General features: G+C 49.1%; 10 protein-coding genes and 1 pseudogene. 6 read left to right on the top strand and 5 right to left on the bottom strand.

Features of this window, described 5'->3' with window-relative positions; all coding sequences use genetic code 11:
* Nucleotides 1-120 precede the first annotated feature (120 nt).
* From G7083_RS07555 to G7083_RS07545, 3 genes are all read left to right on the top strand, one after another.
* Nucleotides 121-852, top strand: a complete 732-nt coding sequence (locus G7083_RS07555) for a glutathione peroxidase (protein ID WP_166014229.1) — start codon at nt 121-123, stop codon at nt 850-852.
* A gap of 107 nt (nt 853-959) precedes the next feature.
* Nucleotides 960-2414, top strand: a complete 1455-nt coding sequence (locus G7083_RS07550) for a dihydrolipoyl dehydrogenase (protein WP_166014228.1) — start codon at nt 960-962, stop codon at nt 2412-2414.
* A gap of 216 nt (nt 2415-2630) precedes the next feature.
* Nucleotides 2631-2885 (top strand): DUF3624 domain-containing protein, encoded by a 255-nt coding sequence (locus tag G7083_RS07545; protein ID WP_166014227.1) that lies wholly within the window; start codon nt 2631-2633, stop codon nt 2883-2885.
* 209 nt (nt 2886-3094) lie between these two features.
* Here the strand turns inward: G7083_RS07545 and argH are convergent.
* The 4 genes and pseudogenes from argH to argC all read right to left on the bottom strand — a co-directional run.
* Nucleotides 3095-4461, bottom strand: a pseudogene (gene argH, locus G7083_RS07540) (argininosuccinate lyase); the annotation flags it as partial.
* A gap of 107 nt (nt 4462-4568) precedes the next feature.
* Entirely contained in the window at nt 4569-5783 is a 1215-nt protein-coding gene (locus tag G7083_RS07535) for an argininosuccinate synthase (RefSeq protein ID WP_166014226.1), read from the bottom strand.
* Nucleotides 5784-5858: 75 nt separating this feature from the next.
* A complete protein-coding gene (argB, locus tag G7083_RS07530) occupies nt 5859-6647 on the bottom strand; it encodes an acetylglutamate kinase (RefSeq protein WP_166014225.1) in 789 nt (262 codons plus the stop codon).
* A gap of 9 nt (nt 6648-6656) precedes the next feature.
* Nucleotides 6657-7658, bottom strand: coding sequence for an N-acetyl-gamma-glutamyl-phosphate reductase (gene argC / locus G7083_RS07525; RefSeq protein WP_166014224.1), 1002 nt, complete (start codon nt 7656-7658; stop codon nt 6657-6659).
* Nucleotides 7659-7813: 155 nt separating this feature from the next.
* Here argC and argE point away from each other — a divergent pair, with 155 nt between their 5' ends.
* The 3 genes from argE to G7083_RS07510 all read left to right on the top strand — a co-directional run bounded on the left by argE (nt 7814) and on the right by G7083_RS07510 (nt 12682).
* On the top strand, nt 7814-8950 hold the full coding sequence (gene argE / locus G7083_RS07520) for an acetylornithine deacetylase (protein ID WP_166014223.1): 1137 nt from the start codon (nt 7814-7816) through the stop codon (nt 8948-8950).
* A 205-nt stretch (nt 8951-9155) separates the two neighbouring features.
* A complete protein-coding gene (gene ppc, locus G7083_RS07515; RefSeq protein WP_166014222.1) occupies nt 9156-11786 on the top strand; it encodes a phosphoenolpyruvate carboxylase in 2631 nt (876 codons plus the stop codon).
* 356 nt (nt 11787-12142) lie between these two features.
* A complete protein-coding gene (locus G7083_RS07510; RefSeq protein WP_166014221.1) occupies nt 12143-12682 on the top strand; it encodes a PadR family transcriptional regulator in 540 nt (179 codons plus the stop codon).
* A 79-nt stretch (nt 12683-12761) separates the two neighbouring features.
* Here the strand turns inward: G7083_RS07510 and cysE are convergent, their stop codons facing one another.
* A complete protein-coding gene (gene cysE, locus G7083_RS07505) occupies nt 12762-13583 on the bottom strand; it encodes a serine O-acetyltransferase (protein ID WP_166014220.1) in 822 nt (273 codons plus the stop codon).
* Nucleotides 13584-13602 lie beyond the last annotated feature (19 nt).

Genomic DNA, 13602 nt, shown 5'->3' with positions numbered 1-13602 from the left:
CACCTATCAAAACCATAGCATTAAACGATTAGAGCTATCAAAGCTTTTCTTGAATAATCACCACAACAAAGCAATCCATGCTATTGATTTAATTTTTTAATTTCAAAAATGAGGCAACAAATGTTTACAGCTAAAGAAGGCCAGAACGTTCCACAAGTTACCTTTCCAACTCGCCAAGGCGATGCTTGGGTTAATCTAACCAGCGACGAGCTATTCAAAGGCAAAACCGTTATCGTGTTTAGCTTGCCGGGGGCATTTACGCCAACCTGTTCATCCACTCACCTGCCGCGCTATAACGAGCTATTCCCAGTATTTAAAGAACACGGTGTGAACAGCATTTTGTGCGTATCCGTCAACGATACTTTCGTGATGAACGCTTGGAAAGATGACCAAAACGCCGACAACATCACTTTCATTCCTGATGGTAACGGTGAGTTTACCGATGGCATGGGTATGCTAGTGGATAAAAATGACCTTGGTTTCGGTAAACGTTCATGGCGTTACAGCATGCTGGTGAAAGACGGCGTGGTAGAAAAAATGTTTATCGAGCCCAATGAGCCAGGTGACCCGTTCAAAGTTTCTGATGCAGACACCATGCTCAAATACATTGCGCCGCAATACAAAGTGCAAGAGTCGGTAACCATCTTCACCAAGCCGGGCTGCCCTTACTGCGCGAAAGCCAAACAAGCCCTGATTGATGCGGGTCTGCACTATGAAGAGCTGATCTTAGGCAAAGATGCCACCACCGTGAGCCTACGTGCCGTTTCGGGCCGCAGTACAGTGCCACAAGTGTTTATCGGTGGTAAGCATATTGGCGGTAGCGACGACTTAGAAGTCTACCTAAACCAGTAATTTACTTAAACCAATAAGCTACCTAAATCAATAAGCACGATAGGCTCCGTAACGGAGCCTAATTTTTCCCCCCGACAGACCGATAACCCACCGATTGAGGAACCAGAATGAAGCAGATCCACGTTGATGTTGCCGTGATAGGCGGCGGTACCGCAGGTCTTGGCGCTTACCGTGCCGCAAAAGCCTATACGCCAAATGTGGTCATGATTGAAGGTGGCCCTTACGGCACTACCTGCGCACGAGTAGGCTGCATGCCTTCCAAATTACTGATCGCGGCGGCAGAAAGCGTGCACCAGATTGAGAAAGCCCCCGGTTTTGGCATTCACCCACAAGGTGAAATCGTGATTAATGGCCGTGAAGTGATGGATCGCGTCAAGCGCGAACGGGATCGCTTTGTTGGCTTCGTACTGGAAGGAGTCGACTCAATTCCTGAGCAAGATAAGCTGGCTGGCTATGCCAAGTTTATTGATAACCATACCCTACAAATCGATGATCATACTCGCGTTCATGCCCAACGGATTGTGATTGCCACTGGCTCACGCCCAGCTTACCCAGCCGCATGGCATGAGTTAGGCGATCGGTTAGTGATCAACGATGATGTGTTCGAATGGGATGATCTTCCTGCCGCGGTTGCGGTATTTGGTCCGGGCGTGATCGGCTTAGAGCTCGGTCAAGCACTGCATCGTTTAGGGGTGCAAGTCAAAGTGTTTGGCTTGGGCGGTCAAGTGGGGCCACTGACTGACCCTGAGATCATGGCTTACGCTAATCGTGCTTTCCAGCAAGAATTTTATCTAGATGCAGATGTCAAAATCGAAAGCATGCAGCGTATCGCGGGCGATAAAGTTGAGATCCAATTTATCAACCAGCAAGGTGAATTAGAAACTTTCGTGGTCGATTACGTGCTGGCTGCCACCGGTCGTCGTCCCAACGTTGATCAGCTCGGCTTAGATAACACCGATGTGACGCTCGATGAGCGTGGTGTCCCTAAAGCTGATCACTACACGCTACAAACTTCAGTACCTGCAATTTTTATTGCTGGCGATGCTAGCAACCAAATTCCGCTGCTGCATGAAGCAGCCGATCAAGGCCGAATTGCCGGTGACAACGCCGGGCGCTTCCCTGACATTCGCGCTGGTTTGCGCCGCTCGCCAATTTCTGCGGTGTTTTCTGACCCACAAATCGCTATGGTTGGGGAAACCTATCAGCAGTTGACTCAACGTCTGGGTAACTGTGGCTGCTTTGCGGTGGGTGAAGTGTCGTTTGAAAACCAAGGTCGTTCACGCGTGATGCTACGCAACAAAGGCTTGCTGCATGTGTATGGCGAGCAAGGCACAGGTCGTTTCCTTGGCGCGGAGATGATGGGACCTAATGCCGAGCATTTAGCCCACCTACTGGCTTGGGCGCACCAAAACCAGATGACTATTTCACAGATGCTGGATATGCCTTTCTACCATCCGGTGATTGAAGAAGGGGTGCGCACTGCACTGCGCGATCTCAACGCTAAGCTGCACTTAGGCCCAGAGATGATCCAACACTGTTTGGATTGTGGCCCGGGCTGTTAATCAGCACCTATGGTAGTCGAGGGCTCAAGCACCTCTCCCATCAGACCAAGCCCAACCAGCAAGTTGGGCTTTTTTGCGGTTGTGAAAACCGTTAGCCGCTAACTGTCACTGGCGATCAAGATCACTTAAGCCATCCCTCAATACTCGGCTATACTGGTGAACCTTAGCAATCGGAACCCGATTGTTGATGGATCACTTGCAACGAAAGGAGTAGCCATGGCTTGTGGAGAGTGCAGCGAACATTGGTTTTGGAAAAAAATCGGCCGCTGCCAGCGCTGTATCGATCAACTCACGGTGTTGTCCGTGGTGGTGTGGATCATTTGGTTTTGGGGCTTTAAACAGGAGCCCACCAGCATCGAGTCGATCAGTCTGATCTTGGCGGGTTTTGCTTTCAATGGCCTGCTATTTCTGCATCTATGGCTCAGGTATGTGATCTTGCCTTGGCGTAAACGGCAAGCCAAAAAGGATTAAATCGAGCGCATCACTCTTCTGCTGTGCAGAAAAGAAAAAAGCCCTAAATCTAGTACAGGTTTAGGGCCTTCTTAGAGTCTTCTAAGAAAAAGCAGTGGTACAGCTATAGACTGAGCTTTAGGACAAAGGTTCATTAAAAATGATCTTTTTACGATCTTTTTTAGCTCGCAAGGATCCTGCCTGACCACTCACCCAATTTATTCAGCTTTTACCCGAGCTTGCGCCTGTTGCAAGGCATAAGTTACTTGCTGGGGAGCCACTCCCCGAGAGCACAGCGCTTGTGTAAACAAGAGTCGATGGTCAAAATCGAGTAAACATCTTGCTCAATCAACGGCGAAAACTGCCGTAGTTCGCTCAGTTCAAACTCTTCCAGCGCCACGCCTTGTTTAATCGCCGCTACCACCACCACCCCAACAATATGATGCGCTTCACGAAATGGCACACCTTTTGCGACTAAATAATCAGCCAGCTCGGTTGCGTTCGAATAACCTTGCTTGGCCGCTTCGAGAGTACGCGCGGCGTTGACTTTAATCCCATCAAAACAGAGTCCAGCCATTTGCAAGCAATCAAACCAAGTATCAAGCGCATCAAACAGCCCTTCTTTGTCTTCCTGCATGTCTTTGTTGTAGGCCAGTGGCAAGGCTTTCACCGTCATCATCATCCCAGCCAACGCGCCATAGACACGGCCGGTTTTGCCACGGATCAACTCCAACGCATCCGGATTTTTCTTTTGCGGCATCAAAGATGATCCCGATGTCACCGTATCCGCCAATTCAATAAAACCTGCTTCGCCAGTGGTATAAAAGATCATATCTTCCGCCAGACGCGACAAATGCAGCATTGAAATGGATGCCACAGAGATCAGTTCCAGTACATGATCGCGATCAGAAACGGCATCCAGTGAATTACGTGTCGCACGAAGAAAACCAAGATCCGCCGCCAACACTTCCCGATCAATTGGGTAAGCGGTGCCCGCTAAGGCTCCTGAGCCAAGTGGTGAAGTATTTAGCCGCGTCAATGCGTCAGCTAAGCGTGATTCATCCCGCTCAAACATTTCTAAATAAGCTAAGCACCAGTGGGCGAAGGTGACGGGCTGTGCGCGTTGCAAATGGGTATAGCCCGGCAGCACCGTCGCTTGGTGCGCAGCCGCTACCGCAACTAACTGTTGCTGTAGTGCTTTAAGCGCCAACAGAAGATGAACGCTTTGATCGCGGCACCACAATTTAAGATCGGTTGCCACTTGATCATTACGCGAACGGCCAGTGTGCAGTTTCTTACCCAGATCACCAACTTGCTCAATCAGTTGCTGCTCGACCCAAGAGTGAATATCTTCCGCATCCGAGGCTAAAATTTGCTCAGGATCTTGCTGAACCGATTGCAGCAATTGGTTTAACGCCTGCTCTAACTGCTGTTGCTCAAGCCCGGTTAAGACATTGACTGACAGCAAAGCTTTTGACCAAGCAATCGAGCCAACAATATCTTGCTCGGCCAAGCGATAATCAAAGCGCAGTGAATCATTAAAGGTTTTAAACCGACTGTCTGCCGCTTGGGTAAATCTTCCACCCCATAATGCCATGCTACATCTCCTACTTGCCTCTGACTGCCACCACAGTTGAGGATGTGATAACTGAAAAATAAGGATCGCACAGCGATCCTTATTCTAAAAATCGATAACGCGACGGATCACTGATGGTGTTTATTCAGCGCACGGATCCGGCTCGACAACGAGTAGAGGCGAATAAAGCCGCCAGCGTGGCTTTGGTCGTACACTTCATCAGCACCAAAAGTCGCAAAATCTTCCGAGTAGAGACTATTGGCCGAACGTTTCTGGGTTGCGACCGCTTGGCCTTTGTAGAGTTTGATCACCACTTCACCGTTGACCTCTTTGGCCAGTTCATCGGCAGCGGCAAATACCGCTTGACGCAGTGGAGTAAACCAGCGGCCATCGTAAACCAGATGCGAAGCTTTAATGCCCAGCTCTTCACGAAACTCAAACGCGGTTTTATCCAGCACTAACTGCTCAACCGCACGCAGCGCTTCCATCATGATGGTGCCGCCCGGGGTTTCGTAACAGCCGCGCGATTTCATGCCGACCAGACGGTTTTCTACGATATCGATCCGACCGACCCCATGTTTTGCCCCTTTTTGATTGAGGTAGCGTAGTGCGTTATAGGGCGTCATGGCTTCGCCATCCACCGCTACCACTTCACCGTGCGCCACTTGCAGGGTGACATATTCTGCCTCATTCGGTGCTTGCTCAGGATCAACCGTCCACACCCAGCAATCTTCATTCGGTGCATTCCAAGTACTTTCTAGCACGCCACCTTCGGTCGATACGTGCCATGCGTTAGCATCACGCGAATAAATTTTGGTCAGCGAAGCGGCACAAGGAATGTTACGTGCGGCAAGGTAATCCAGACACGCTTCACGGCTACGCAGATCCCACTCACGCCACGGCGCAATCACATGCAGATCTGGTGCAAGCGCAGCAAAGGTACCTTCAAAGCGCACTTGATCATTACCTTTACCGGTACAACCATGCGCCAGAGCATCCGCTCCCACTTTACGCGCAATTTCAACTTGGGCTTTCGCAATCACCGGGCGCGCCATTGAAGTACCCAGTAGGTATTTTCCTTCGTAGTACGCGCCAGTTTTTAGGGTTGGGTAGATGTAGTGCTTAACAAACTCTTCTTTTAGATCAACGATGTAGCATTCTGAAGCACCGGAAGAAAGCGCTTTAGCTTCCACGCCTTTCAGCTCTTCATCGCCTTGACCGACATCGGCCACAAACGCCACTACCTCACAGTCATAATTCTCTTTCAACCAAGGAATGATCACCGAGGTATCCAGACCGCCGGAATAGGCCACCACCACTTTTTTAACTTGAACTTTACTCATTGATTTATCTCCATATTCCTGACTCTGCGCTAAGCGTTCAGTGCTCAGGTTGCATCAAATTAGTGACTTAATAGGTTAAGGAAGAAAACGGGTGCCAATACTTTCACCACCAAATAGCTTGGCGAGCTTCTCTGGGTAACGCCAGGTCGCCACTTCTATCGGACGCCCTAAATCTTGTGCCGCTTGCAGCGCTGCTTTAACTTTGACAATCATGCCATCGGTAATCACTTTGCCGGCGATCAGAGCATCCGCTTGTTTGCTATCTAATGTCTTGATCAAACGGCCTTTACCATCAAGCACACCACTGACATCCGACAGCAGTACCAGTTCCGCATCTAAAGCGCCGGCAACCGCCAATGCCGCTTGGTCAGCATTCACATTCATCATCTGCCCTTGTGCTGTAAGGCCAATCGAACTAATGATCGGCATCGCACCGACAGCTAAAATCGCTTGCAGTAAAGTGGAATCACCTGGGGTGGCTTTACCGACAGCGCCCAATTGAGGGTCCAATTCGTCGACCTGACACAAGCCACCATCGGCCAGCGATAGCCCTACCGCATTTATGTCATTTTTAATCGCTTGGCCTTGCAACATTTTATTGGCCGTTCCCGCTAGCGCACCAGTAATGATCGGGATTTGCTCATAGGGGGTAACACGCAAACCCTCTTTCTTAACCGATTTGAGCTGCAACTTGGCCAGCAAATCATCCACCAAATAACCGCCACCATGCACGATGACAATACCGCGCTGCGCTTGCTGCTGATATTGCGCTATCGCGGCAAACAATTTGCTCAATGTCTCGGTACAATCGAGCGCGGCACCACCTAACTTAATCACTAAAGGACTGAGCTTGAGAGTTGTCATAGTAAATCCTTATACCAATGCGGTTAATGGGTCGAAACCGTAGTGAATATTTAAACACTGCATCGCTTGACTGGATGCACCTTTCAATAAATTGTCGATCGCAGAAACCACAATGATATGACGTCCCTGCACTTTCCAACCCAAATCGCAAAATGGGGTGAATTCGACATCTTGCACCCGAGGTAAACCGGTTGGGAAACGCACCAATGGTTGATCGTGATAGGCATTGGCAAAGGCTTGTGCCACTTGTTGTTCGCTCACTCCTGCCGCCAGTTTCATGGTAATGGTGGCTAAAATGCCACGCTTAAAATTGCCAAGATGTGGGGTAAAAATCACCTCACAACCAAGATGAGTGGCAATTTCTGGTTGATGGCGATGGTTAAACACCCCATAAGGCTGCAGGCTCACTTCACAAAAGCTGTTGCTCATACTGGCTTTGCGTCCAGCGCCAGAAACACCGCTCACCGCATTAATCACTGGCCATTGAGTGGTATCGAGTAAACCGGCGACGAGCAACGGTTTAATCGCTAGTTGTGATGCGGTGGGATAGCACCCCGCGACTGCAATAATTGGGCTGGTTTTGATCGCCTCTGCGTTCCACTCTGCCAAGCCGTACACCGCTTGCTCTAACCAGTCGAGATGTTGATGAGTAAAGCCATAAAAAGTCGGATAAAAATCCTCACTCTGCACCCGAAATGCACCAGAGAGATCGAAGACTTGGCAACCTTGCGCTAAAAATTGCGGCGCGAGATCGTGGCTCACTTCGTGTGCGGTGGCTAAAAAAACCACATCACTGTTGGCCGCCACAGCCGCAACATCGGTTAATGCCTGCACTGGCATATCGATAATGCCTGCCACCCGACCATGCACAGCCGCTAACGATTTTCCCGCATCAACACTGTTGGCGGAAACATATAAACCTGCTAGCGTGAGTTGTGGGTGTTTGTGCACCATCACAGCCAATTCTGCTCCGGTATAACCACTTGCGCCAATGATGGTGGTTTTTAACATCAGAAAACATCCATATTCGTGATGAAAGATAGCAGCTCATGCTGATTATTCATCTTTAAAAACTACGATTAATTGATTTTTTATTCACACAAAGTGATTTAATATGTGTTTTACCGTTTCGCTGTCCCCCTGTCAATAGTAGGAGTAAAGATAAAATGCCGTTACCCAGTTTCCTTGAGGTCTATGAAGGCCTGATTTCAACTTCTTCGATCAGTTCAACCGATACACGCTGGGATCAAGGCAATGAGCAGGTGATCGCAAAATTAGCAGAGTGGCTAAGTGCACTCGGCTTTACCATCCACATTGAGCAAGTGGCAGAGCATAAGCAGAATTTGATCGCCCAGTTAGGCAGTGGCGAAGGCGGCTTACTGTTAGCCGGACACAGTGATACGGTGCCATTTGATCAAGGGCGTTGGAATTACAACCCACATGCGCTGACTCAAGCCAATAATCGCTTTTATGGATTGGGTACCGCCGATATGAAAGGCTTTTTTGCCTTTATCTATGAAGCAGTGAAAAAAGTTGATTGGAGCAAACAGAGCAAACCACTGTATATTCTTGCCACTTGTGATGAAGAAACCACCATGCTCGGCGCACGTCACTTTACCGCCAGCACACCATTTAAGCCCGATTACTGCATTATCGGTGAGCCAACCAGCCTAGTGCCCATTCGCGCCCATAAAGGCCATGTTGCCAATGCGATCCGAGTTACCGGTAAATCTGGCCACTCATCCAATCCCGCATTAGGGGTTAATGCGATTGAAATTATGCATGAAGTGCTGTTTGCGCTGATGCAGCTACGTGACCGCTTAATCAAAACCTATCAGCATCCTGGATTTGAAATTCCTACCCCAACGCTCAACCTTGGCCATATCGACGGCGGCGATAGCCCAAACCGGATTTGTGGCTGCTGCGAATTGCATTATGACGTGCGCCCGCTACCTGGGATGAGCTTAGAGGGTTTAGATAACCTGATGCGCGAAGCTCTGGGTGAAGTGCAACAAAAATGGCCCGGGCGGATTGAGCTGGTACCCCTGCATGAACCGATCCCGGGCTATGAGTGCCCCGCGGAGCAACCCTTTATTACCAGCATGAGCGAACTGTGTGGACAAACCGCACAAACCGTCAATTACTGTACCGAAGCACCGTTCTTACAACAGGTTTGCCCAACCTTAGTGCTCGGCCCAGGCTCGATTGATCAAGCGCATCAACCCGATGAATTTTTAGCCTTTGAATTTATTGAACCGACGCTCAATATCCTGTCACGCGCAATGCTGAAATATTGTTTCTAAATCGATCACTGCTAGCGCAATCCTCAGGCTTTTTGTAAGAAGTTTTCAACAAATTAGTCCAGTTAGTTAAACAAGCGCCACACAAAAGCGCCGATTAATAAACCAAATTTTAGCCTTAATCGCTAGCTTACTGGACAAAACGGCCAAGATTGTGTAATTAACTGGACTAATACTGGATGTAATTTTTTTTCAAGGCAGGATGACAATGAACGAAAAATACGCTGCGCTTAAAAGTAACGTAAGCATGTTGGGTAGATTACTCGGCCAGACAATCCAAGCCGCCGATGGCGACGTTATTTTAGAAAAAGTGGAAACCATCCGAAAACTTTCTAAATCCGCCAGAGCAGGCAATCAAGCGGACCGTGAACTGCTGATTGAAGAGATCAAACATCTCCCCAATCATCAGTTGACTCCGGTCGCTCGTGCGTTTAACCAATTTCTGAACCTGACCAATATCGCTGAGCAGTACCACACCCTCTCTCGCCACTGCGAGAGCCATGTTAATGGACTGGATTCCCTCAGCAATTTATTCGCAAAACTGGCGCAAAAATCGGTCAGCCAGTTCGATACTGCGCAAGCCATTCGTGATCTGAATATTGAGTTGGTGTTAACCGCTCATCCGACCGAAATCACTCGCCGCACCATGATCAATAAATTGGTCAAAATCAATGAATGTTTGTCCAAGCTCGAACTGAGCGAACTCTCGTCAAAAGAGCGCCATAATACCGAACGGCGTTTGGAGCAATTGATTGCACAAAGCTGGCACTCAGATGTGATCCGCCAGCAACGCCCAACTCCACTCGATGAAGCCAAATGGGGCTTTGCGGTAGTTGAAAGCTCACTGTGGCACGCGGTACCTGAATTTTTACGTGAGCTGGATGAGCAGGTGCAATCTCATTTAGGTGAAGGCTTGCCGATTGACGCTCGTCCGGTGCATTTTTCCTCGTGGATGGGCGGCGACCGTGATGGCAACCCGTTTGTTACTCACACCATCACACGGGAAGTGCTGTTGCTATCGCGCTGGAAAGCGGCCGATTTGTATCTTACCGATATCAATGAGCTGGTCAGCGAGCTTTCAATGACCAAGTGCAATGATACGGTACGCGCTTTAGCCGGCGAGGAGCACGAACCGTACCGCGCGATTCTCAAGCACTTACGCAGCTTGCTGCAAGAAACGATCACCATCTTGGATGCCAAAGTTAACGGCCAAAAGCTGGCGGTCAAAGCGCCGCTGCAAACAGTCGATCAATTGTGGGAACCACTTTACGCTTGTTACCAATCACTGCATGAGTGTGGCATGGGCGTGATCGCCGATGGTTCACTACTTGATACCTTGCGCCGTATCAAAGCCTTCGGTGTGCACCTAGTACGCCTTGATATTCGCCAAGAAAGTTCACGCCATGCCGAAGTACTTTCCGAACTAACTCGTTACCTTGGGATTGGTGATTACGAACAGTGGAGCGAGCAAGATAAAATCGCATTTCTAACCACCGAACTCAATTCTAAACGACCACTACTGCCACGTGATTGGCAACCTTCAGCCTCAGTCAAAGAGGTGATCGACACCTGTAAGATCATTGCATTGCAATCAAAAGATGCGTTTGGTGCCTATGTGATTTCGATGGCTCGTACCGCATCCGATGTACTGGCAGTGCACCTGCTACTGCAAGAAGCCGGTTGTCCTTACCGTATGGATGTCTGTCCACTGTTTGAAACCTTAGAGGATTTAAACAATGCCGAATCGGTGATCCGTCAATTGATGAGTATCGATCTGTACCGTGGCTTTATTCAAAACCACCAAATGGTGATGATTGGTTACTCAGACTCCGCCAAAGATGCTGGGGTCATGGCCGCGGGCTGGGCGCAGTACCGTGCGATGGAAGCGCTGGTTAACGTGAGCGAAGAAGTCGGTATTGAACTTACCTTATTCCACGGTCGCGGCGGTACCATTGGTCGCGGAGGCGCGCCAGCCCATGCAGCACTCCTTTCACAGCCACCAAAAAGTCTAAAAGGCGGACTCCGCGTTACCGAACAAGGCGAGATGATCCGCTTCAAACTTGGACTACCGGAGGTTGCAGTTAACAGCTTCAACATGTATGCCAGCGCCATTTTAGAAGCCAACTTATTGCCACCACCAGAACCAAAGCAAGAGTGGCGCGATCTGATGGATGTGTTGTCAGAGGTCTCTTGTGAAGCCTATCGCCATGTCGTGCGTGGTGAGCCTGATTTTGTGCCTTACTTCCGCCAGGCAACCCCAGAATTAGAGCTGGGTAAATTGCCACTGGGCTCACGCCCATCAAAACGCAATCCGCATGGTGGAGTAGAGAGCCTGCGCGCCATTCCATGGATTTTCTCTTGGAGCCAAAACCGCTTAGTATTACCCGCTTGGCTTGGCGCTGGCGAAGCGATCCAATTTTCGATCGATAAAGGACATCAAGCACTGTTGGAAGCCATGTGTCGCGAGTGGCCGTTTTTCTCGACTCGGCTTGGCATGCTTGAAATGGTCTACACCAAGTGTAGTCCTGAAATTGCTGAATATTATGATCAACGTTTAGTCGATCCCGCACTGCGCCCACTGGGTGAAAAATTGCGCGCCCAACTGCAAAAAGATATCCAAACGGTGCTTAATGTCGAAAACAATGAGAACTTGATGCAAAGTAATCCTTGGGGACATGAATCGATTCGCCTACGTAATATCTATGTCGAGCCACTTAATATGCTGCAAGCGGAATTGCTGTACCGAACTCGCCAATCGGAGCAGCCGAGCGTAGAACTTGAAGAAGCGTTGATGGTGACCATTGCTGGTATTGCAGCAGGAATGCGCAATACCGGTTAAGAAATCACAATTCATTAATATGAACACCCCAAAAGACTGCACATTCGCAGTCTTTTGTTTTAAAATTTCACATTATTGAGAGTATTATCAGTTTTTTACTTAACCAACCACTTTCTATTCCACTTTGTGCTTATGTTTTTGGTATAATGATGGCGAAAGCAATAAACCATACGAATTCATTGTTTAATTAAAGTATGCAAAGACATACACCAAGCTAGGTGACAATCAGTTTTATAAGGTGACATAAGCAGTCGATATCTCGACTGCGTTTGTTTAAACCAATGGATATACGTGCCGCAAGAAGCACACCACGGTTTAAATGAAGCTTTATGTGGACTTAATTTTGGATTGAAGACATGTCATTACCACACGTTATCCTTACTGTTCTTAGCACACGCGATGCAACCGGTTACGATATCACTAAAGAATTTTCCGCCAGCATTGGCTATTTTTGGAAAGCGAGCCACCAGCAGGTTTATCGCGAACTCAATAAAATGGCCGAGCAAGGCTTAGTCACTTGTGTGTTACAACCGCAAGAAGGCAAACCGGACCGTAAAATCTATTCCATTACTCAAACCGGCCGCAGCGCTTTAGGTGAGTGGTTTGAGCAGCCGACCGCCCACCCAACCGTGCGCGACGAATTCAGCGCTAAACTGATGGCCTGCTCGATTCAGTCAGCAGAACCTTATCGTTTGCAACTGACTGAATTGGTGGAAGAATCACGCAGACTGGTCGCACATTATCAAGAGATCGAAGCGGCTTACTATGCGACCCCGAGACTGCTAGACAAACCGCAACGTTTAGAACGCTTAACTCTACGTCGCAATTTATTGGTTCGCCAAGCTTGGATCCAATGGGCCGATGAAGTGTTGGCGGAATTGGCTGAGCTGGCGTAAGCCGAGCAGTTTCAGCCAGTTTTAATCGAAAAAAGGATGATGTCACCATCATCCTTTTTTGTCGACAAACTCAGCCGAATTAAATCCCGTCGCCACCAATAAAGGTTTGCGTACGGCCATTAAATTGCTGATCCATATCCAGTGAGGGTTTATCGGATTGCGGATGGCCGACAATTCGGGCCGGAACCCCTGCCACAGTGGTGTGTGGTGGCACCGCTTGCAAGACGACTGAGCCAGAGCCAATTTTTGCCCCCTCACCCACTTCGATATTGCCTAAAATTTTCGCGCCAGCACCAATCATCACTCCTTCGCGAATTTTCGGATGCCGATCACCACACTCTTTACCGGTACCGCCCAAAGTAACGTCTTGGAGGATCGACACATCATTTTCAACCACCGCCGTCTCACCAATCACAATCCCAGTCGCATGATCAAGCATGATGCCACGACCAATGCGCGCCGCAGGATGAATATCGACCTGACAAGCGACCGAAATTTGATTTTGCAGATAAGTTGCGAGCGCTTTACGCCCTTGCCGCCACAACCAATTGGCGACGCGGTAGCCTTGCAGCGCGTGATAACCCTTGAGATACAACAGTGGCATCGAATACATAGACACCGCCGGATCGCGAGTCACCGTCGCACAAATATCACATGCGGCAGACTGGGTAATGCTCGGTTCAGCGGCAAATGCCTCTTCAATCACCTCTCGCACTGCCATGGCGGGCATTGAGGCGGTACTTAAGCGGTTGGCCAAAATATAACTAAGCGCCGAGCTCAAACTGTCGTGTTTAATAATCGTCGCGTGATAGAAGCTGGCCAGCATCGGCTCTTGCTCTGACTGCTCACGAGCTTCCACCACTATCGTTTGCCAAACCTTAGTATACGCACACTGTTTCATTGCTTATTTGTGTCCCAAT

The organism is Vibrio sp. HDW18 (genome assembly GCF_011306175.1).
Taxonomy (GTDB): domain Bacteria; phylum Pseudomonadota; class Gammaproteobacteria; order Enterobacterales; family Vibrionaceae; genus Vibrio; species Vibrio chanodichtyis.
This window is presented reverse-complemented; position numbering and strand designations above follow the sequence as displayed.